21 protein-coding genes and 1 tRNA gene are annotated in these 21099 nt (G+C 40.9%); 1 reads left to right on the forward strand and 21 read right to left on the reverse strand.

The window, feature by feature from the left end:
* The 17 genes from plsX to DXB77_RS04665 all read right to left on the reverse strand — a co-directional run bounded on the left by plsX (window position 1) and on the right by DXB77_RS04665 (window position 17566).
* Window positions 1–1017, reverse strand: a complete 1017-nt coding sequence (gene plsX, locus DXB77_RS04585; RefSeq protein WP_021943905.1) for a phosphate acyltransferase PlsX — start codon at window positions 1015–1017, stop codon at window positions 1–3.
* Between the two features lie 235 nt (window positions 1018–1252).
* The gene (gene rpmF, locus DXB77_RS04590; protein ID WP_008400890.1) at window positions 1253–1435 is read right to left on the reverse strand and encodes a 50S ribosomal protein L32; all 183 of its coding nucleotides are present in this window, start codon (window positions 1433–1435) and stop codon (window positions 1253–1255) included.
* 13 nt (window positions 1436–1448) lie between these two features.
* The gene (locus DXB77_RS04595) at window positions 1449–1964 is read right to left on the reverse strand and encodes a DUF177 domain-containing protein (protein ID WP_021943906.1); all 516 of its coding nucleotides are present in this window, start codon (window positions 1962–1964) and stop codon (window positions 1449–1451) included.
* Between the two features lie 97 nt (window positions 1965–2061).
* Window positions 2062–3249 carry an acetate kinase gene (locus DXB77_RS04600; protein WP_117807541.1) on the reverse strand — a complete coding sequence of 396 codons (1188 nt, stop codon included), beginning with the start codon at window positions 3247–3249 and terminating at the stop codon, window positions 2062–2064.
* 112 nt (window positions 3250–3361) lie between these two features.
* A complete protein-coding gene (gene coaE, locus DXB77_RS04605) occupies window positions 3362–4045 on the reverse strand; it encodes a dephospho-CoA kinase (RefSeq protein ID WP_118662729.1) in 684 nt (227 codons plus the stop codon).
* Window positions 4032–6668 carry a DNA polymerase I gene (gene polA / locus DXB77_RS04610; protein ID WP_118662730.1) on the reverse strand — a complete coding sequence of 879 codons (2637 nt, stop codon included), beginning with the start codon at window positions 6666–6668 and terminating at the stop codon, window positions 4032–4034. Before polA ends, coaE begins: the two co-directional genes overlap by 14 nt.
* On the reverse strand, window positions 6646–7254 hold the full coding sequence (locus tag DXB77_RS04615; RefSeq protein WP_117807538.1) for a zf-HC2 domain-containing protein: 609 nt from the start codon (window positions 7252–7254) through the stop codon (window positions 6646–6648). Before DXB77_RS04615 ends, polA begins: the two co-directional genes overlap by 23 nt.
* A gap of 42 nt (window positions 7255–7296) precedes the next feature.
* Complete coding sequence (gene greA, locus DXB77_RS04620; RefSeq protein WP_117807758.1) at window positions 7297–7794, reverse strand: transcription elongation factor GreA; 498 nt, start codon at window positions 7792–7794, stop codon at window positions 7297–7299.
* A 136-nt stretch (window positions 7795–7930) separates the two neighbouring features.
* Entirely contained in the window at window positions 7931–8953 is a 1023-nt protein-coding gene (ilvC, locus tag DXB77_RS04625) for a ketol-acid reductoisomerase (RefSeq protein ID WP_008400897.1), read from the reverse strand.
* A 91-nt stretch (window positions 8954–9044) separates the two neighbouring features.
* Window positions 9045–9533 carry an acetolactate synthase small subunit gene (ilvN, locus tag DXB77_RS04630; RefSeq protein WP_008400899.1) on the reverse strand — a complete coding sequence of 163 codons (489 nt, stop codon included), beginning with the start codon at window positions 9531–9533 and terminating at the stop codon, window positions 9045–9047.
* A 102-nt stretch (window positions 9534–9635) separates the two neighbouring features.
* Window positions 9636–12059 (reverse strand): homocysteine S-methyltransferase family protein, encoded by a 2424-nt coding sequence (locus DXB77_RS04635; RefSeq protein WP_118662731.1) that lies wholly within the window; start codon window positions 12057–12059, stop codon window positions 9636–9638.
* On the reverse strand, window positions 12052–12537 hold the full coding sequence (gene rnhA, locus DXB77_RS04640) for a ribonuclease HI (protein ID WP_118662732.1): 486 nt from the start codon (window positions 12535–12537) through the stop codon (window positions 12052–12054). The genes DXB77_RS04635 and rnhA overlap by 8 nt, the downstream gene beginning before the upstream one ends.
* A gap of 87 nt (window positions 12538–12624) precedes the next feature.
* The gene (locus DXB77_RS04645) at window positions 12625–13545 is read right to left on the reverse strand and encodes a purine-nucleoside phosphorylase (protein WP_118662733.1); all 921 of its coding nucleotides are present in this window, start codon (window positions 13543–13545) and stop codon (window positions 12625–12627) included.
* Window positions 13546–13571: 26 nt separating this feature from the next.
* A tRNA-Ser gene (locus DXB77_RS04650) sits at window positions 13572–13659 on the reverse strand.
* Window positions 13660–13796: 137 nt separating this feature from the next.
* A complete protein-coding gene (locus DXB77_RS04655; RefSeq protein WP_118662734.1) occupies window positions 13797–15434 on the reverse strand; it encodes a peptidoglycan binding domain-containing protein in 1638 nt (545 codons plus the stop codon).
* Between the two features lie 12 nt (window positions 15435–15446).
* Window positions 15447–16310 (reverse strand): metallophosphoesterase, encoded by an 864-nt coding sequence (locus DXB77_RS04660; protein ID WP_118662735.1) that lies wholly within the window; start codon window positions 16308–16310, stop codon window positions 15447–15449.
* A gap of 11 nt (window positions 16311–16321) precedes the next feature.
* Window positions 16322–17566: a D-alanyl-D-alanine carboxypeptidase family protein gene (locus DXB77_RS04665; RefSeq protein ID WP_243100139.1), complete on the reverse strand. Its 1245-nt coding sequence runs from the start codon at window positions 17564–17566 to the stop codon at window positions 16322–16324.
* 194 nt (window positions 17567–17760) lie between these two features.
* Between DXB77_RS04665 and DXB77_RS04670 the strand changes: the two genes are divergently transcribed.
* Window positions 17761–18789: a 3-deoxy-7-phosphoheptulonate synthase gene (locus tag DXB77_RS04670; RefSeq protein WP_118662737.1), complete on the forward strand. Its 1029-nt coding sequence runs from the start codon at window positions 17761–17763 to the stop codon at window positions 18787–18789.
* Between the two features lie 162 nt (window positions 18790–18951).
* Here DXB77_RS04670 and DXB77_RS04675 read toward each other — a convergent pair whose 3' ends face one another.
* The 4 genes from DXB77_RS04675 to ilvN (DXB77_RS04690) form a co-directional block, all read right to left on the reverse strand.
* Window positions 18952–19278, reverse strand: a complete 327-nt coding sequence (locus DXB77_RS04675; protein WP_021943919.1) for an SCP2 sterol-binding domain-containing protein — start codon at window positions 19276–19278, stop codon at window positions 18952–18954.
* A 15-nt stretch (window positions 19279–19293) separates the two neighbouring features.
* A complete protein-coding gene (locus DXB77_RS04680) occupies window positions 19294–19965 on the reverse strand; it encodes a DivIVA domain-containing protein (RefSeq protein WP_021943920.1) in 672 nt (223 codons plus the stop codon).
* 155 nt (window positions 19966–20120) lie between these two features.
* On the reverse strand, window positions 20121–20567 hold the full coding sequence (dtd, locus tag DXB77_RS04685) for a D-aminoacyl-tRNA deacylase (protein ID WP_117807531.1): 447 nt from the start codon (window positions 20565–20567) through the stop codon (window positions 20121–20123).
* Window positions 20568–20581: 14 nt separating this feature from the next.
* Window positions 20582–21088 carry an acetolactate synthase small subunit gene (gene ilvN / locus DXB77_RS04690; protein WP_021943922.1) on the reverse strand — a complete coding sequence of 169 codons (507 nt, stop codon included), beginning with the start codon at window positions 21086–21088 and terminating at the stop codon, window positions 20582–20584.
* Window positions 21089–21099: the final 11 nt, after the last annotated feature.

Consider the following 21099-nt stretch of genomic DNA (forward strand, 5'->3'; position numbering starts at 1 on the left):
TTACTTCGCCACTTCTTTTCCAATATTCTCGGCAATTTTTTCATTTACACCATTTTCCTTGAAATTAATACACTGGAAAATAGCGCTCTTAACCTCTTCGTTATGAGAATTACCGTGGATCTTTACAACAAGGCCCTTTAAGCCAAGCAACGGTGCACCACCTTTGTTCTTCGCATTAAAACGTTCCTTCAAGCCATTCAATGAACTCTTGATCAGAAGTCCTCCGATCTTGGTTTTAAATGAAGACATAATCGTATTCTTGATCTCACCTAAAAGCATCTTTGCAAGACCTTCATACAACTTTAAGATAACATTTCCGACAAATGCTTCACAGACAATGACATCTGCTGCACCATTTGGAATCTCTCTTGCCTCGATACTTCCAACAAAATTAATGTCCTTACATTCTTTTAATAATGGATATGTCTCTTTTACAAGAGCATTTCCCTTTTCTTCTTCATCGCCGATATTTACGATTGCAACTCTTGGATTCTTTACATGCTCGATATTCTCCATATAGATAGAACCCATCTTGGCAAACTGTAGCAGATGCTCCGGTCTCGCATCGACATTCGCTCCACAATCGATCAGAAGGGAATAACCCTTTGATGTAGGAAGTAATGGCGCAAGTGGTGAACGCTTTACACCTTTGGAACGTCCGACTACCAACTGTCCACCTGCAAGGATCGCACCTGAGCTTCCGGCTGAAATAATCGCATCAGCTTCTCCGTTCTTTACCATATTCAGGCCAACCACCAGTGAAGAATCCTTCTTGCTTCTGACAGCCTGTACCGGGGCTTCATGACAGGTGATCTCCTCTGTTGCATTTACAACCTCGATCTTTGACTGATCGTAAGTATATTTTGCAAGTTCCTTCTTTATTACATCTTCTTTACCGGTCAGTATTATCTGTGCCTTTGCGCCTTCATTGATCGCTTCTACTGCACCTCTTATGATCCACTCCGGTGCATAATCTCCACCCATGGCATCTACGACTACTCTTGTTACTTCGCTCATCTTATTCCTGCTTCCTTTCTATACCGGAACTATTCCGGCATTTCCATATTTCTTATTATACGAATCGGAGTCCAGACTCCTACGCAGACCAACCCCAGGGTTTGTCAGAATAGGACTCTGCTCTGACCGTATAAATGCACAAAGCTATTATATATTTTGCCTTTCTTAAAGTCAACAGGGGATATCGGTGCAAAAAAATAAAGCCTTCCGATTGCTCGGAAAGCTCTATTTATAATTACTCACCTACTGAGATAATCTCTTTCTTGTTGTATGAACCACAATTCTTACATACTCTATGTGGAACCATTAATTCGCCACACTTGCTGCACTTTACTAATGCAGGAGCAGTCATCTTCCAGTTAGCTCTACGCTTATCTCTTCTGGCCTTTGAACTCTTATTCTTTGGACAAATTGACATTAATCACACCTCCTCAACCTTTCAAGATGTTTGCAAAAACTGATAATCTTGGATCCGGAACAAAATCATCACAATCACATGTTTCATGATTCAGATTTGCTCCACACACTTTGCACAGACCTTTGCAATCATCTTTGCATAATATCTGCATCGGGACTAAAGTCATTAGTTCCTTCTGTAAAAGCATGTCCATATTAATAATGTGATCTTCCAGATAATCTAATTCCTCGATCTCATCAACTTTATCTGTTTCAAAGATAGCCATATCGATCATCTCGTCTATGTCCACTTCAAAATCCTCTGTAATTTCATCCAGACAACGGTCACATAGCATCTTAAGTGTGACAACACAGCCGCCCTTAAGACTTGCTTTTCTCTTACCTTCATTTCTGGCAGTAAGATGAAAATCCTTTACATTATCGACTACATATACATTTCCGTTGAAAGAAAATTCCTTCAATTCAGATATAACATCGTAGTCTTTTACCTGTCCTTCTGTCGATAAAATCTCTGATAAATCAATTAACATAATATCTCCTAAAAATCGCACATTGGTTATTATACATATTTGAATACTCTTTGTCAACGATAAAATCACATATTTTTTGCCATATTTTTCTTTTTCGTTACACTAAAGCAACAGTCTCTCTTGCAATCGCAAGCTCTTCATTTGTAGGGACTACGAATACCTTTACCTTGGAATCCGGTGTGGAGATCAGCTTTTCATCTCCCATAACCTTGTTTGCTTCCTGATCGATCGTGATACCCATGTATTCCATATCTGACATTGCAAGATTTCTGACATATGGATTATTCTCACCGATACCGGCTGTAAATGCAATCGCATCTACACCACCCATTGCTGCGGCATATGCACCGATATACTTCTTGACACCATATGCAAATACATCAAGTGCAAGACGACATCTGTCATTTCCTTCTTCCATACCCTTGCCGAGATCTCTGAAATCACTGAATCCACCGGAGAGACCATAAACACCGGACTTTTTATTTAAGATCGTATTGATCTCTTCGATATTCTTTCCTGTCTTGTTTGCAAGGAATTCGATAATGGCAGGATCGATATCACCGGATCTTGTTCCCATGATCACACCTGCAAGCGGTGTCAGACCCATGGTTGTATCTACTGATTTTCCACCCTTAACCGCTGTAATACTGGAACCATTGCCAAGATGACATACGATGATCTTTGTATCTTCGATATTTTTTCCAAGAAGCTCTGCTGTTCTCTTTGATACAAAGCTGTGGCTTGTGCCGTGGAAACCATATCTTCTAATCTTATAGTCTGTATAATATTCATAAGGAATACCATAGATATATGCTTTATCCGGCATTGTCTGATGAAACGCTGTATCAAATACACCGACATTCGGAACACCCGGCATCAGCTTCTGGCATGCACGAATCCCGATCAGGTTTGCCGGATTATGTAATGGCGCAAGATCGTTACATTCTTCAATCGCAGCAATTACTTCATCTGTAATCACAACAGACTTGGCAAATTTCTCACCACCATGTACGATTCTGTGACCTACCGCATCGATCTCGGACAGATCAGTGATCGCACCTGTCTCTTTATCTGTTAATGCTTCTAATACATAACTGACTGCTGCATTATGATCCGGCATAGGAAGATCCTTTGTATATTTCTCTTTTCCTGTCGTTGTATGGGTAAGTCTTCCATCTACAGCGATACGTTCACATAAGCCCTTTGCAAGAAGTTCTTCTGTATCAGAATCGATCAACTGATACTTCAACGATGAACTGCCACAGTTAATAACTAAAACCTTCATATTAAATATCCTCACTTTATATATTTTGTTCTGACCGGCACAACGCCTGTCGTATATAACATAATTTATTTATACAGTTATCTGCTTGAATCTTTATGTGTCAGACAACACATTATATTCTACATTCATCTAATATGTGCTTCAAGTCTTTTTTCGTATTTTCAAGCGACCCGGAATTATCAATCTTATAGTCGCAGGCTTCCAGATAAAAAGCTTCCGACTCCTGTGAATCGATAACCGCCTGCGCTCGTTCTTGGGTAAAGCCACGATATTCGCAGAGTCTGGATATCCGGACATCCAAGTCTGCATAGACATAGCACATCTTATCACAGATACTCTTATATCCATCCTGAATCAGCAAAGCAGCTTCAATCACGAACAGCTTTTTTCCGGCATCCTTCTGTTCCTCAATCCGGCGCACGATTTCTTCTTTCACTAACGGATGTGAGATACTGTTCAGCAAAGCCAGCTTATCTTTATCGTGGAATACGATATCTCCAAGCTTCTTTCTGTCAATCGAGCGGTTAACCGTTGATTGACCGTTGTCTGTCACTGCATTCCCTTCAGCAGGTGCAGATATATCTATATCAGTATCCATCAAAACCTCCATACCAAATGCATCCACAATTCCCTGATAAACCGTTTTTCCGGGTTCCATTAACTCATGTGCCAGACGGTCTGCTTCTATTATATATGCATCATATTCTTCCTTTAATATCGTAAGAACTGCTGTCTTTCCGCAACCAATGCCTCCTGTTAGTCCAAGGATCAACATCTCATCTTTATTTTGCATCATACCAGTTATCTCCTTCACTGATACCGATCTCAAGCGGTACTGCCATGTCGGCTGCACCCATCATTTCCTTTTCCATGATCTCTTTTACAATGTCAATCTCATCCTTTGCAGTCTCTACCAGAAGTTCATCATGGATCTGTAAGATCAGGCGGGATTTCAGTCCTCGTTTTTTCAGTTCCATATTCACACGGAACATAGCAATCTTAATAATATCTGCCGCCGTTCCCTGAATCGGCGAATTCATTGCAACGCGTTCACCAAAGCTTCTGGTCATGAAGTTTGAAGACCGAAGCTCCGGTACAGGACGGATACGGCCGAACATCGTCCGTACAACACCATCTGCTTTTGCTTCTTCCACCTGACGGTCAAGGAATGACTTTATATTCTTATAGGTTACAAAATATTTCTCAATATAATCAGCCGCTTCTTTTCTGGATATTCCAAGATCCTCAGACAAGCCAAATGCACTGATTCCATAAACAATACCGAAGTTAACTGCCTTTGCATTTCTTCTCTGCAAGGATGTAACCTGATCGATCGGAACATCGAACACCTCAGAAGCTGTCGTAGCATGGATATCTACGTGATTCAGAAAGGCATTCTGCATAACCTGATCTCCAGACAAATGAGCAAGTACACGAAGTTCAATCTGAGAATAATCAGCATCCACAAATACATATCCATCCTCCGGAATAAATGCCTTTCGAATCAGTCTGCCAAGTTCCAACTTCATCGGAATATTCTGAAGGTTCGGATCAGTCGAACTGATACGGCCGGTCGCTGTGATCGTCTGGTTAAAGGTTCCGTGAATCCTGCCATCTTCTGATATATATGTCGTCAATCCCTGCGCATAAGTGGAATTCAGCTTCGTAAGCTGACGATATTCCAGTATCGCAGGTATGATTGGATGGTCATTCTTTATCTTTTCCAGCACATCAACGCTGGTGCTGTATCCGGTCTTGGTCTTCTTGCCACCGGGAAGTCCCATATCTTCAAATAAAATAACACCTAACTGTTTTGGTGAATTAATATTAAACTCTTTTCCTGCATAACCGATGATATCAGTATGCAGTTCGTCGATCCTGCTCTGCAGCTTTACGCTGTAATCATCCAAAGCTTTTCGGTCAACCCGGATTCCCCGGTGCTCCATATCATAAAGTGTATATACAGTTGGCATCTCGATCTCATTATAGAGGGAGAACATCTCCTGTTTTTCCAGACGTTCCATCAGAAGATCACCTGCAAGATATGGGATCAACGCCTTATATGCAAATAATTTCTGAAAGGGTTCATTTACAAAAGAAAACAGATTCAGTTCATCTTTTCCAACCAGTTCTTTTTCGGATGGCAGTGTTGCACCAAGATAATCCCTTGCGACCGCATCATAGGAATATACATCCTCCATCGGATTTAAGAGATATGCCGCTACACCGATATCATGCACCTTTGTATCACTCTCATCAAACGGAAAGACTGACAATGCTTCCTTTAAATCCAGAATATCGATCTGCATACCGTTCCTGGTGGCTGATACTATATTCTCTGTCAGTCTGTCATGCTCCATTCCATTCAGATTCGACAAAATATAGACCTCTTTATCAGATATGGCAGCAGACAGCCCGAATAAAGTTCCATCCTTCCAGATTGGATATAAACCGATCTTATCTATATTTTTCATCTTATCGGCAAGAAAACCATCTATCTGCTCCGTTGTTTCAAGCAAGGTGATAACCGGATCGATCTCCGCTGTCTCTGTCACTGTGCCAAACTTTTTTAACAGACTGTTAAAGCCTAATCGTTTAAAAATCTTATATGAATCATCATTGAATAATGATTCGATCGTCATTTCATCCAGAGAAATATCCAGCTCGCAGTCCAGTTTGATCGTTGCAAGATCCTTTGACATAACTGCAAGATCCATGTTCTCGGTCAGATTCTTCTGAACACGCGGAGGCTTTACCGTATCCAGATGATCCAGAATATTCTCCATGCTTCCGTATTCAATCATCAGCTTTGCCGCTGTCTTTTCTCCGATTCCCGGAACTCCGGGAATATTATCAGAGGTATCGCCCATAAGCCCCTTCATATCTATAAACTGAACCGGTGTAACACCATATGCCTCAACAACATCCTTTGCATAATAATTTTCTATCGTTGTGCCGCTTGCTTTTGTTTTTGGGATCCGCACAAGGATCGTATCTGTTGCAAGCTGCAGAAGATCTCTGTCACCCGATACAATCACAGTTGCATAGCCATTTCGTTCTGCCATCCTTGATATCGTACCAATGATATCATCTGCCTCATAACCGCCTTTTTCCACAATCGTGACATGCATAGCTGTAAGCACTTCTTTCATAAGCGGAACTTGTTCACGAAGTTCCTCCGGCATCGGCTTTCTGGTTCCTTTATATGCGCTGTATTTCAGATGACGGAATGTCGGTTCATGCACATCAAATGCTACACACATATGATCCGGTTTTTCCTCGTCCATGATCTTAAATATAATATTAAGAAAACCAAGAACTGCATTTGTATGCAGCCCTTCATAGTTTGTGAGATCCGGCAGACCATAGAATGCACGGTTTAATATACTGTGTCCATCAATTAATAATATTTTCTTCATTTTCCAAATCGTCCTTCTCTGCCGTTTCTTCGGCGACTTCCAGATAGTTTTTGTGTGTCTGGTTATATCTCTTTATTTTATCCATAAACTGTACGTTTTTATCACTGGTTCCGGGAAGATCATCCTTTTTATATAAAATTTTCTCCAGATATTCGATCATATATTTATTGTCAAAAAACAGCTTTTCTCCAAAAGTATCACTATAATAATATTCTGTCTGCGATTTCTGTTTGGCATTCTGCTCATAATGATATACTTCTTCCAGAACTCCACTATATACCCATACAAGTCCGATCACAATTGCAGCCAGAACCAGAACGATTGTAGAGGTTGCAATTCGTTTAACGGCTGTCATACGTGTCATTTCTTCATCCAGCTTATCATCCAGTTCCTTTTTGAAGTTCGTGGAAAGATTTTCTTCATTGTCCAATTCTTTCATACCAACGATCAAGGTATAGTAGATTTCCAATTCTTCCGAACAGTTTTCACAATTTTTGACATGCTTAATAAACTCCTTCAATTCATCGTCCGGGAGTTTGTTCTCTATGAATGCCATGATCTTTGATTGTGCTTCCAAACATGTCATCTGACTGTCACCTTCTTCATCCTGTCCGTATATTTTTATCTTCTATCGAATATGATCCTGGGATTCATCGGTTGTCTTAACAATCTCCCGTATCACAATATGGAAAGGGTCGCCCTTTCCCGGAACAACCTCTACACGGTCACCGACTTTATGACCAAGCAATGCTTTCCCCATCGGAGATATATTGCTGATAATACCATTTAATACATCTTCGCGGACTGTCGTTACGATACGATAAGTATCTTCTTCATCATCTTCTTCAAAATAAACACGAACAGTATTATTCAAACCTACTTCATCATCTGCTGACTCATCTTTTATGATCTCAGCAGTTCTTACCATACGATCCAGATAACGGATTCTTTTTTCATTCGCATTCTTATCCTTCTTCGCTGCATAATACTCGAAATTCTCACTCAGGTCGCCCTGTGCTCTTGCTTCCTTTACAGCTTCCAGCTTTTCTTTTCGAACTACTACTTTTCTATATTCGATTTCTTCTTCCATCTTCTTGATGTCAGATTCTGTTAACTGATTAAACATAAAACCAACCACCCTGTTCACATTTTTGCTAACAGTATAGCACAAAACATTTTTGGATACAACAAAAGCAGATCTTACGTCCGAAAACATAAAATCTGCTCCTGTTATTATATGAAATAAATTTATTTACTTCAGATTAGTTGTTGATGAGCTTGTCTTCACCATTCCAGCTGTACAGCTTTCTGATGCTCTCGCCAACGATCTCTGATGGATGCTCAGCAGCTTTCTTTCTCATAGCCTTGAAGTGAACCTGACGTCCTGCAGGTGACATATCAAGTAAGAATTCCTTAGCAAATGTACCATCCTGAATATCAGAAAGAACTTTCTTCATAGCCTTCTTTGTATCTTCTGTAATGATCTTAGGACCTGTTACATAATCACCATACTCAGCAGTATTTGAGATAGAATATCTCATTCCCTTGAAGCCTGACTGGTAGATCAGATCTACGATCAGTTTCATCTCATGAATACACTCAAAGTATGCATTTCTTGGATCGTAACCGGCTTCGCAAAGTGTCTCGAAACCAGCCTGCATAAGTGCACATACACCACCGCAAAGAACTGCCTGCTCACCAAAGAGGTCTGTCTCTGTCTCTGTTCTGAATGTTGTCTCAAGAACGCCAGCACGAGCTCCGCCGATACCAAGTGCATAAGCTAATGCTCTGTCAAGAGCCTTTCCTGTGTAATCCTGCTCTACAGCTACAAGACAAGGTGTACCCTTTCCTGCCTGATACTCAGAACGTACTGTGTGACCAGGTGCCTTAGGAGCGATCATGGTTACATCAACATTCTTAGGTGGAACAATTGTTCCGAAGTGGATATTGAAACCATGAGCAAACATTAACATATTGCCTTCTTCAAGGTTTGGCTCGATATCGTTCTTGTACATATCAGCCTGTAACTCATCATTAATAAGAATCATGATAATATCTGCTTTCTTAGCAGCTTCTGCAGCTGTATATACTTCAAATCCCTGTGCTTCAGCCTTTGCCCAAGACTTGCTTCCTTCATAAAGACCGATAATTACGTTACAGCCTGATTCCTTTAAGTTAAGGGCATGTGCATGTCCCTGTGAACCATAACCGATAATAGCGATTGTCTGTCCGTCCAGTAATGATAAATTACAGTCTTCCTGATAATAAATTTTTGCTTCTGCCATTATTTTGTCCTCCTGATATAAATGACTTCTTTATAATAATTAACTGCATAATTGCAATCAATCTATCAATAGTTAACTAAGGTGCGCATGATTAATCCTGACGCTGACCTCTCACCAGTCCTGTCAGACCGGTACGAACCAGTTCAATGATCTCAAATCCATCTAACAGTCCGAGAAATGCTTCACACTTCGAGGTTGCACCTGTTAGCTCAATGATCATGGAACCTTTTGAAACATCAACGATGTTTGCTCGGAATATATTTGCAATGGACATGATATCCTGACGGGTATCCTTATCACTTCTCACCTTTACGAGTACAAGCTCTCTGCATACTGATTTGCCCGGCTCCAGTTCAACGATCTCTACGACATCCTCGAGCTTATTCAACTGTTTCTTGATCTGGCTCAGACTTGCATTATCTCCGCTTACTGCTACAGTCATTCTGGAATATGCAGGATTCTCCGTAACACCTACCGTAACGCTGTCGATATTATAACCTCTGCGGCTGAATAAACCTGAAACTCTGCTCAGTACACCTGATGTATTATCTACAAGAAGTGACAAAACTATATTATCCATCAATAAGTACCACCTTTCAAACCTATGAAACGGCTGTATAATCAATACAGCACAAATCCTTGTTTTATTATAGTTATCTTGTCAATTATTGTCAACGAAGAATTACTCAATACCAAGCAATCTTTTTACAACCTGAACACATTCTGCCGCATCCTCTGAATAACCATCTGCATGAATCTCCTCAGCAAAGCTCTCTGTGATAACAGCTCCGCCGATAACGACCTTAATATCCAGATTTTTTGCTTTTACCAGTTCCACGACATCCACCATTTTCATCATAGTTGTTGTCATCAGTGCCGAAAGTCCGATGACCTTGGCATCATTTTCTATGGCTGCATCAACGATCACATCCGCAGGTACATCCTTTCCAAGATCGATAACCGGGAATCCGTAGTTTCGAAGCATCAAGACAACCAGATTCTTTCCGATATCATGGATATCTCCCTCTACGGTAGCAACCACGATCGCAGGCATTGACTTTCCATCATCCTCCCGTACGATAAGTGGTGTGATTTGATTGATCGCAAGCTCCATCGTCTCTGCGCTGGCGATTAACTGTGGCAGAAAGTATTTTTTCTGTTCAAATAATTTTCCAACACGGTTAATTGCCGGAATCAGCTCATCATCAATAATCTTCTGCGGATCTATCCCCTGTTCCAGTTCTTTTTTGACATCTTCTGTAATATTTCTTTTATTTCCTTTTACAACATCTGTGTAGATAACACTTTTTTCTTTTTCATCCTCCTGACTGCCTCCATTCTGTACAGGTGCAGCCGTTGTGATCCCGAGAGGTTTTACATTCTGGATATACCGGATATCTCCTTCGTCTTTGTTAAGAAGCATATCCGATGCATATGCCATATTCATAAGCATGGTCTGTGACGGATTTGCAATTGCCATCGTAAGACCATTCTGGATCGCCATCGTAAGAAAAGCTGCATTTACAAACATACGCTCCGGCAATCCAAATGAGATATTCGAAAGTCCACATATCGTAGCAAGCCCCATATCATGACAATAACGGATTGTTTTCAGGCAGTTGACAGCAGCAGCTTTCTCTGCTCCGACTGTTGCAACCAGACCATCGACCACAACATCCTCTTTCTGAAAGCCCATCTTATAAGCAGCATCCAGAACTGTATGTATAATACTTTCTTTTTCATCACTGTCCTTTGGAAGTCCCTCATCAGAAAGCGGAAGCAGAATGAACATCGCACCATATTTTCTGACCAACGGAAGGATCTCCTGCATTTTTACCTTTTCCAGAGATACAGAATTCACAAGTGCACGTCCCGGATAGATACGAAGTGCCGCTTCGATAACAGCAGGGTTACTGGAATCAATACATAACGGAAGATTCACTGCCTGTGACACCTCATATACAACCCTTACCATCATTTCTTTCTCATCAATACCATTCATGCCGACATTGATATCAAGAATTGATGCCCCCTTTTCCATCTGTTCTTCTGCCATCGTCATAACAGTATCGAGAACTCCTTCCCGAAGCTCCGCCTGCAGTTTCTTCTTACCGGTTGGATTGATTCGTTCTCCAACTACCATAAAAGAACCATCTAAGTTGATCTGTCTTGTCATGCGTTCTGATGATAGCAAACGTTCTTTCTTGTCTGATATCTCAGGAATATCCATTGTCTTTGCCATATCGGAAAGTGCTTTGATATGGGCAGGAGTTGTTCCGCAGCAGCCGCCGACCATACCGGCTCCTGCTTCTATGATCATCTTCATATCTTCTGCAAAGGTTTCCGGTGTCATGGCATATACACTTTTACCATCCACAAGTTCAGGCATACCGGCATTCGGCTTCGCAAATACGGGGACAAATGCTACCTCTTTCATGACAGCCACAAGCTCTGTCATCTTGTCCGGTCCTGTGGAACAGTTTACACCTATTGCATCCACGCCAAGATTCTGTAATACATTGACCGCGGTTACCGGATCCGTTCCATACAAGGTTCTTCCGTCCTCGTTAAATGTAAGGCTCGCCATGATAGGGAGATCACAGATCTCATTTGCAGCGATCACAGCAGCTCTGGTTTCGGCAAGGCTCATCATTGTTTCTACAACAAGAAGATCACAGCCCGCCTCAACAAGAACTTTGATCTGTTCTTTATAGATATCAACCAGCTCTTCAAACTGAAGTTTTCCCATCGGATACAGCATCTCACCTGTCATGGTAAGATCACCTGCGACATAACCATGCCCGCACTCGGCAACGGCCTGCTTTGACAGAGCTACCAGATCCATATTCATCTGATAGAGATCAGTTTCCAATCCATATTCACGAAGTTTTAAACGATTACAGGTAAATGTCGGAGCATATAAGATATCTGTGCCTGCATTCAGATACGACGTCTGAAGTTCCAGCATAACTTCTTTGTGCTCCAGTATGTATTTTTCCGGACATACACCAAGTGGCATGCCTGCATTCATCAGATTTGTTCCGGTTGCTCCATCTAAGATCAGTATTTTCTCATTGAACAGTTGTCTAAATTCGTGTTTATTCATTCGTTATCACACCTTCGTCGTCTATTTTGTTATCTCCGTCTGCCGCTGTCGTTGCAAGCATATCACATCGTTCATTCATCGGATGTCCTGCATGTCCCTTTACCCAGTGAAAGGTTACTGTATGCGGCTCTTTTGCTTTTAACAGTCGTTCCCACAGATCCCGGTTCTTTACCGGTTCATTCTTGCCACGTTTCCAGCCCTTCTTGATCCAGCCCCAGATCCAGCCATCGTTAAATGCTTTTACAAGATACTGGGAATCTGAATATAATTCCACATTACAGGGTTTTATCAATGCTTCTAACCCAACAATAGCGGCCATAAGCTCCATGCGGTTATTGGTCGTCTTATTATAGCCCTGTGAAAATTCCCGTTCATGGAGCGTTCCTTTTCCATCTATAAACTGGATAACCGTACCATATCCGCCCGGTCCGTCCGGATTTCCTCTCGCTGCACCATCTGTATATATCTTTACATCCATTCTTTTCGCACCTCATATCTATTCTAATTAATCCATATCCGCTTATAAATGACTGATTATCACTTTTCATCAAATGATCGGAATATTTTATTCTATGCCATCACTATAACTTTCGATCAATTCTGTAAGAAGTCTGCTCATTTTATCAGACATCTCCTTACTGCGATCCAGAATATCCTCATGCTTTAATTCAGCACCAAGTCCTGCCGCTTTATTTGAAATTGCCGAAAAACCGGATACCCGGATTCCCATATGGCAGGCCGCGATTGCCTCACATGCTGTACTCATACCAACCGCATCTGCGCCAAGCATATGAAACATCCGTATCTCGGCCGGCGTCTCATATTGAGGTCCTGATGTCTGAAGATAAGTACCTTCCACAGTATGAAGTCCCATTCTCTCAAATATTTTCCTGCTTATCTGTATTTTTTCTTCGTCATATATATGGCTCATATCCGGAAATCTGACACCAAACTTGTCTATATTCCTTCCAATCAATGGAGATGGAACAAAGCTTGATATCTGATCCGAAATGATCATGATATCTCCCGGTACCAGTTCTTCACTGATTCCTCCTGCCGCATTGGTAAGGATCAGCCACCGTATTCCAAGATGCCCCATCAGTCGGATTGGTTTCACGACATCCTGCATGGAATATCCCTCATAGTAATGAACTCTGCCCTGCATGACAACAATCGGCTTTCCGCAGGAATAACCAAATATAAACCGTCCCTTATGACCGGCAACTGTCGAAACAGGAAAGCCCGGAATCTCTTTATAATAAACATACACCGGATCATCTACGGTAAATGCATCACCCAGTCCGCTTCCAAGTACGATCCCTATCTCCGGCTTCATCTTTATTTTGTCAGTGATATAACGAACAGCCTCATCATACATAAATAACATCTCCTTATCCCAGTGCCGCAGCTCACCTGTACCCAGTCTCTGAAATACATAATTCTGATTTTCCACATATATCCATATGGTAAAAAAGCTGACACCCATCTGAATGTCAGCTTATTTTCATAAAACGGAGATAGAGAGATTTGAACTCTCGCGCCGGTTGCCCGACCTACCGCTTTTCGAGAGCGGACCCTTCAGCCACTTGGGTATATCTCCTTTTCCTATGACTTTGCTATAATACCATTAATACACAAAATATACAACTATTTTTTATTTGTAAAATACGATTTCGCCTGTATTAAATGAGTTGTGCTCACAATATCAACCTGCTTTTTTCTGATAAAATAAACATCTTAATAATAACAGATCACAGGCATACCTGCGTATATATTTTCATAAATAACCGCTGCTTTCTGATATGGCAGATTAACGCAGCCATGCGAACCGCCGGAATAATAAATGTCTCCGCCGAACTCATCACGCCATGTCGCATCATGAAGCCCGATTCCACGATTAAAAGGCATCCAGAAATTCACCTTTGTCTCGTAATCTTCACCTCTGAGAACCGATGGTGATTCCTTATATGTAACCGAATATAATCCATCCGGTGTACCATGACCGTTCTTCACGCATCCGGTAACACAAGGGGAATCTGTGACCAGTTTTCCACTTACAATCAGATAAACATGCTGGTTCGACAGATCGACCTCTACATAAGAATAACCGATATCCCCGTATTTGTTATATGCCGCTCCTACCTGGGAAAACTCCGGTGTACGCTCCTGTGATTTCCCACTTGCAAGTGCTTCCCGCAAGCCCTTTGTCTCCGCTTCCACATCAATTGCCCATCCATAACGATTGCCTGTTTCTTCTACATATCTTCCGGTATAGGTCTGAAAGGTTCTCGTTGTTCCGACAGTATCATATGTCTCTGCAAGTTGTCTCACATATGCCTGAACCGATTTCTTTTTGAACTTCCATTTTCCGTTATCATAATAGAGCCAGCTGCCAAATGTTGATGCATCAAGCGTCCATGTTACACGATCAATGCTGTAGTTGATCTGAACCGCAAGATATGTTTCCAGTGCTTTTTTCCGGTCTGCGATCTCCTTACTGTCTGCCGTGATCTCTGCATTCTCATAACACGCTTCTTTATCAAGGTCTGTAGTAGCTTTCACCTGTTCAAGTGCCGTTTCTATCACTTCCTGCACCTTATCTGTATCCAGATAACTGCCTTCTGTCTCTGGTATGATAACCGCCTCGCTCTTTTCAACTACTACATAGGCATCCTTTGGCTTATCCATATTCTTTTCCTGCATACAGTCCTGATTTTTTAAGAACTGATACAACTTTTCTTTATCATATGTTACTTCGTAACTGGTTTTATAATCTTTCCGATTATCATTCAGATACAAAAACCACAGAAAGCCATTTTGTTTCTTCTTGATGCTTTTCTCATTGGAAACTGCCTGTATCGTCATATCGATATCTTCCGGACGGATCACAAATGATGCATGTTCTCTGCCGTTTACGCTTAAAGAATATTCACTCATATATGTATCGATCGTGTTTTTTACGGATTTTACTGTATGATAGGATACATTCTGTCCGTCAATATATGTATTCTTGTTAAAATGAAAACTAAACCAGATCGACAATGTAAGATAACAAAGTAAAATAACTCCGCCCACAGAAATTGATATAATAGCAGCGATCTTTTTTCCTTTTTTCCGTTTATCGATCTGTTCATAGACACTCTTATCGACAAAGACATCCGATGGTATGGCAGCAGCCGTGGCAGCAACCTCCGGCTGGTCTTTTGTTTCTATTTCTTGAGTCTCTGTCTGGTCTGTCTCTTTGACTGCTTCCATCTCAGCCCCAGTCTGCTCAGCCTCTTTGTCCGCCACGTTTTCGGTTTCTTTGTCTGCGCCGCTTTCTGTTGGCTCTGCTTCACTCTCTGTCTGCTCTACTTCTTTGTATTCCTCACTCATAATCTTCCCCTGTTATTCTCCTTCCAGATGGATCACGCATATCTCCGGTTTATTATTGACCCGGAACTTTAAAGTATGACCACCAAGTCCACCTGTTAAAATCATTTTTTTATTACGATATTCATACATACCCCGGTAATATTTCGGAAACAGCCGTACCATCGGTGATATCACTCCCCCAAAAAACGGAAGTATGATCATGCCCCCGTGTACATGACCGGATAACACCAAATCTGCTCCCCATTCCGCATAAACCGAAAAATAATCCGGGTTATGCGCCAGTAGAATCGTATATGCATCCTGATGCCTTGTTGGAAGAAGCTTCACCAGATAGTCCGTCTCCATCTTCTGAAGCCGGAATCTTCTGTAATAAGCTGCATCCATGTCAAGCCCCACGATCTGAATGTTGTCAGATGCCAGAGTAGCTTCCTCATTTATAAGCCAATGAACGTAATTCTTTGTCTGTTCATACAGGCATTCCCATATATCTCCATACTGCTCTGTATATAAAACGGTTCGCATCTCATGATTTCCCTTTGAAATATAAACAGGGAATTCACTTCCAAGCTTTTGCAGAAGGTCTATCGCAACACCCGGTCTGACATCTTTCTTTCCGACTATAACATCTCCTGCAATCAAAACTGCATCAGGAGCAATCTTTTTTATCTCTTTTATGAGATCCTCATTTTTATCTCCGAATTCTGCATTATGAAGATCTGCGATCATCGCAAATGTAGCAGACTTTTTTATCCTTTTATCCGTGATTGTATAATGAGATACCGAAAGCATATGATTCTCCCGTCTGCTTTCGATCAGAACTGCGCACAGACAGATAATCGCAAATATACAGATGATACTGATAATATCGAATAACATTTTCTCTTCCTCTAGGAACGAAAGGCAAGATATAATACTTTTTTAAAGCTGTAGCCAAACGTCATTTTCTTTATATTTTCTGCTGCAACGACCTCGACTGAACCAAGGATACGACCATTGATTGAATATTCTATATGACCGACAACATATCCTTTTTTTATCGGTGCTGTAAGCGATTCATCCTGAACCAGTATCTTCTTTACATCATCTGCCTTTTCTCCGCGAAGCAGAACGGATGAGAAGTCCGATACACTGTCAATCGCCAACTCGTCACTGATACCATTTTCTATAGAAACGCTGCGGGTGTCAAGTACATTTTCATCTTTATACAGATTGCAATTTGCATATCCATAATCTAATAGCTTGCAGGCCTCTTTATTTCTGATATCCTTTGTTTCAGCTCCCATGATGACTGCGATCAATGTAATGCCGTTTCTGTTTGCCGTCGCCGACATACAGTATTTAGCTGTCGCCGTATATCCGGTTTTAAGCCCGGTTGCCCCGGTATACATATTTAGGAATTTATTTGTATTAGCAAGGTCAAATCTTGACTCTCCCCTTGCGGTTTTATGTACGATTGAATCCATCCAGATACCGGAATAATTCAGGATCTCAGGATGTTCGTCAATCAACTGTCTGGACATGATCGCAATGTCTTTTGCCGATGTCTCATGTCCATCTGCATCCAGTCCACATGCATTGACGAAATGTGTATGCTCCATTCCAAGTTCCTTTGCCCGGTCATTCATTCTCTGAACAAAGGCTTCCTCGCTTCCTGCCGTGAATTCTGCCATAGCAACTGCCGCATCGTTTCCTGATGCAATAATGATACATTTTATCATATCTTCAACCGTCTGCTGTTCCCCGGTCTCAAAGAAGCATTGTGAACCACCCATAGAAGCTGCATGTTCACTCACAGTTACAATATCAGACATCTGATAATCACCTGCCTTCATTGCCTCAAAAATCAGAAGCAGCGTCATTACCTTTGTGACGGATGCAGGTTTCCTTGCTTCATCTGCATTTTTCTCATATAATACCGTTCCTGTCGTTGCTTCCATAAGGATACATGATTGTGATTCCAATTGAAGTCCGGACTGATCTGTCGCTATTTCATCTGTTGCTGTTCCATCTGTTACAGCAACACTATATATTACCGATTGGCCGATATGTCCGACTACAAGTGCTATTCCAAGAACCGTACCTGCAAATGCTCTGCCTATCCTCTTTCCCATTTTTACCCGTTTCAATAACATCCCTCTAATCTGTTCATTTATACAATTTATGCTTAAAAAAATGAATAAAGAATGTTTGTGTTGATATTTTTCTTTCATAATTAATTATATTCTGCTATAATACTACAGAATTATGCGCAATATGCGGTAATTTAAGAAATAATGACACTTTCGTCATTTATTAACTGGACAAATTATAACAGGAGGAAAAATCAATGAGTATGAAATTGGTCAAACGAGTACCAACCGGTGAAGAGATCAAAGAGTTATATCCTCTCTCACAGGAACTCAAAGACATTAAAGCAAAACGAGATGAAGAGATCAGAAAAATTTTTACCGGAGAAGACAAGCGATTTATATTTATAATTGGTCCATGTTCCGCTGATAACGAAGATGCTGTATGCGACTATCAGAACAGACTTGCAAAGGTTGCAGAACAGGTCAAAGATAAAATTCTTGTAATTCCACGTATATATACGAACAAACCAAGAACAACGGGTGATGGATACAAAGGGATGTTGCATCAGCCGGATCCGAATAAGGCTTCTGATATGTTAGAAGGTTTATATGCAATCCGTAAAATGCATATCCGCGCGATCAAAGAAACCGGACTCACAGCAGCAGACGAAATGCTCTATTCCGAGAACTGGCAATATGTTGACGACATCTTATCCTATGTAGCGATCGGTGCACGTTCCGTTGAGGATCAGCAGCACAGATTAACGGCAAGTGGAATGGACATTCCGGTTGGCATGAAGAACCCAACCAGTGGGGATTATACTGTTATGATGAATTCTTGTCTTGCTGGACAGCATCCGCATACTTTCTTATATTCCGGATGGGAAGCCCACACAGACGGAAACCCACTGACCCATTGTATATTAAGAGGTGCATTAAACAAACATGGTCGTTCCATCTCAAACTACCACTACGAAGATCTTCGTCTTTTATATGAATCATACCAGAAGTTCAATCTGGTAAATCATTCATGTATCGTTGATGCAAATCATAACAATTCAGGCAAAAAATTTGATGAGCAGCCACGAATCGTAAAAGAAGTTATCCACAGCCGCAATTACGATCCTGATATCAAAGGACTTGTAAAAGGTGTTATGGTTGAAAGTTATATCGAAGACGGTAATCAGCCGGTTGGTGGAGGATGCTATGGCAAATCCATCACAGACCCTTGTCTCGGATGGGATAAGACAGAACGTCTCTTAAAGGAAGTTGCTGATCTGTTATAAAAATCTGATACCGTGTAATGCAATGATATCAAACATCTTTTAAGTTGAGATGTAATGCAACGATATCCAAGCTTCTTTTATAAATAAAGATATAACACATCGTTTATAGCTATAAAGGCAAAAAGAAACCTGCCAGTTAACATCTGACAGGTTTCTTCTTTTTTACTCTTTGATGATGCGTGACAGGAAATTTCTTCCCAATGACACATCACCAGCAATATTTAATTTTCCTGTAGCATATGCATAAATCGGATCCATTACTCCATTTATCACCCGTTCCAGACTGGATATTGTAACGATAAACTGAACATTTCGTTGTTTATATTCCCCCGAAATGACCTCAAGTGTACCATCTTTCAAATGAATATAAAAATGTCCACTGTCACGTCCAATAACATCAAACTGGAAATAGGTATCATCCTGTAATCCATCTATGTTCCTATGTACTGATAATTCATGAAAATAATCGAGACATTCCCTATATGTCATACAAATCAGCCTGCTTTATAAGAATTCGAAATCGTCATCTTCATCGCCATCACCGATCAGAACCTGATTGCGTTTAACGCCTTCTTCGATTTCTCCTACGATTACTTCGTCTTCTTCATCCTCTGTTACAGCACTCTTCCCTGCAAATGCCTGTGGCTTGCTTTCCTCTTTTGGCTCTTCCTTTGGCTTCATCTTCAGCTTCTGAGGTTCTGCTGTTGTCTGAGACTTCATCTTCAGCTTTGTGATCGGATCAGCTTCTAACGCATCTTCATTGATTGATGAAGCTGTCGTGCTGGCTGTTGCTGTTACAGTACCGCCATTTGCCTTAAGCTCTTCCATCTCCGCTTTTAACTTTGCAAGTTCTGCCTTTGCATTGGAAAGAACTTCATTTGCACGTTTCTTTGCATCGTTAATGATTTTGTTTGCTTCACTGTTTGCCGCATTCTGTTCCTTTTTGGAACCCGGAGCAGCCTGCTCTAACTGTTTCTCTAATTCATAGATCTTTACACTATTATCTCTGAGAGAATTCTGAGCCAGTTCATTTTCTGCTACAGCGGCATCATATTTTGCCTGTAATGAAGCAAACTCATCCGATACTTCTCTCATAAATGAATTTACTTCATCTTTATTATAACCAAAAAGTCCCTTTTTAAAGGTCTTTTCTTCAATGCTTTCCTTTGTTAACATTATAGCGCTTCTCCTTTACGTGTTTATTTAACATAACCTAAACTCAATTATATTAATTCTTTGTATGTTTTTCAAGAAATAATCGTATGTTTTTGAAAAAAATTTACAATTTTTCATGCAAGATATTCAATTTGGATCCATTCCCATGTATTTTTTTACATTTCACGGCTATCAAACAGGATCGTAAACGGTCCATCATTGGACAGATCCACTCTCATGTCCGCACCAAAAATACCGCTTTCTGTAACTGCGATTTTTTCCCTGCAAGCAGACAGGACATATTCATATAACGCATTTGCTTTTTCAGGGTTGCCTGCCTTTGTAAAAGATGGGCGGTTTCCTTTCTTACAGTCTGCACATAAGGTAAACTGTGATACGATCAGAAGCTCACCGTTTACATCTGTAAGAGAAAGATTTGTCTTGCCATTTTCATCCGCAAATATACGAAGTCCCAGCAGTTTACGGATTAATTTGTCTGCAGCTTCTTCTGTATCTTCTTCGAATACACCTACAAATACCAACAGACCTTTTCCGATCTTTCCTACCTCTTTATCATCTACTGTTACACTTGCATGATTCACTCTCTGAATCAGAAATCTCATAATTTTTATCCCCTTTAGCGCTCCGACATGCTGATTGCTTCTACTGCAACGCTTCCTCCACGGACAACCTCGATCCGATTTGGAAAACTCTGCTTGAATAACTTGATCGCATCATTGTTCTGATTTTCTGTCTGTAAACATTCCACCAGAATATTCTTTCTGTCATAGTCCGTGATCTTGAAGTTAAATGCATTTGCAATACGGAATACTTCATCCTTATCATCGGTATTACATTCTTTTACCTTGATGAATAAGATCTCTTTATTATGGATCGGAATATCCGTATAATCAACCACCTTGATCACTTCCACGCTGCGGTTCAACTGCTTCTTTACCTGTTCAAAAGTACGGTCATCACTGGTAAAACTGATCGTCATTCTGGATACCGTCGTATCCTCTGTTTCTCCTACAGTCAGACTGTTCAGGTTATAGGATTTACCGGAAAACAGACCGGAGATTCTTGCAAGTACACCTATTTCATTTTCAACATATAAACATATCCATCTTTTCTTTTCACTCATCTGTCTATCCT

This window comes from Clostridium sp. OM05-9 (assembly GCF_003481465.1).
GTDB lineage: Bacteria > Bacillota > Clostridia > Lachnospirales > Lachnospiraceae > Coprococcus > Coprococcus ammoniilyticus.

Bases quoted from the DNA above. Each gene is read 5' to 3' on its own strand.
- plsX (WP_021943905.1), bottom strand. From the start codon at position 1,017: ATGAGCGAAGTAACAAGAGTAGTCGTAGATGCCATGGGTGGAGATTAT.
- rpmF (WP_008400890.1), bottom strand. From the start codon at position 1,435: ATGTCAATTTGTCCAAAGAATAAGAGTTCAAAGGCCAGAAGAGATAAG.
- DXB77_RS04595 (WP_021943906.1), bottom strand. From the start codon at position 1,964: ATGTTAATTGATTTATCAGAGATTTTATCGACAGAAGGACAGGTAAAA.
- DXB77_RS04600 (WP_117807541.1), bottom strand. From the start codon at position 3,249: ATGAAGGTTTTAGTTATTAACTGTGGCAGTTCATCGTTGAAGTATCAG.
- coaE (WP_118662729.1), bottom strand. From the start codon at position 4,045: ATGATGCAAAATAAAGATGAGATGTTGATCCTTGGACTAACAGGAGGC.
- polA (WP_118662730.1), bottom strand. From the start codon at position 6,668: ATGAAGAAAATATTATTAATTGATGGACACAGTATATTAAACCGTGCA.
- DXB77_RS04615 (WP_117807538.1), bottom strand. From the start codon at position 7,254: ATGACATGTTTGGAAGCACAATCAAAGATCATGGCATTCATAGAGAAC.
- greA (WP_117807758.1), bottom strand. From the start codon at position 7,794: ATGTTTAATCAGTTAACAGAATCTGACATCAAGAAGATGGAAGAAGAA.
- ilvC (WP_008400897.1), bottom strand. From the start codon at position 8,953: ATGGCAGAAGCAAAAATTTATTATCAGGAAGACTGTAATTTATCATTA.
- ilvN (WP_008400899.1), bottom strand. From the start codon at position 9,533: ATGGATAATATAGTTTTGTCACTTCTTGTAGATAATACATCAGGTGTA.
- DXB77_RS04635 (WP_118662731.1), bottom strand. From the start codon at position 12,059: ATGAATAAACACGAATTTAGACAACTGTTCAATGAGAAAATACTGATC.
- rnhA (WP_118662732.1), bottom strand. From the start codon at position 12,537: ATGGATGTAAAGATATATACAGATGGTGCAGCGAGAGGAAATCCGGAC.
- DXB77_RS04645 (WP_118662733.1), bottom strand. From the start codon at position 13,545: ATGGGTGTCAGCTTTTTTACCATATGGATATATGTGGAAAATCAGAAT.
- DXB77_RS04655 (WP_118662734.1), bottom strand. From the start codon at position 15,434: ATGAGTGAGGAATACAAAGAAGTAGAGCAGACAGAGAGTGAAGCAGAG.
- DXB77_RS04660 (WP_118662735.1), bottom strand. From the start codon at position 16,310: ATGTTATTCGATATTATCAGTATCATCTGTATATTTGCGATTATCTGT.
- DXB77_RS04665 (WP_243100139.1), bottom strand. From the start codon at position 17,566: ATGTTATTGAAACGGGTAAAAATGGGAAAGAGGATAGGCAGAGCATTT.
- DXB77_RS04670 (WP_118662737.1), top strand. From the start codon at position 17,761: ATGAGTATGAAATTGGTCAAACGAGTACCAACCGGTGAAGAGATCAAA.
- DXB77_RS04675 (WP_021943919.1), bottom strand. From the start codon at position 19,278: ATGACATATAGGGAATGTCTCGATTATTTTCATGAATTATCAGTACAT.
- DXB77_RS04680 (WP_021943920.1), bottom strand. From the start codon at position 19,965: ATGTTAACAAAGGAAAGCATTGAAGAAAAGACCTTTAAAAAGGGACTT.
- dtd (WP_117807531.1), bottom strand. From the start codon at position 20,567: ATGAGATTTCTGATTCAGAGAGTGAATCATGCAAGTGTAACAGTAGAT.
- ilvN (WP_021943922.1), bottom strand. From the start codon at position 21,088: ATGAGTGAAAAGAAAAGATGGATATGTTTATATGTTGAAAATGAAATA.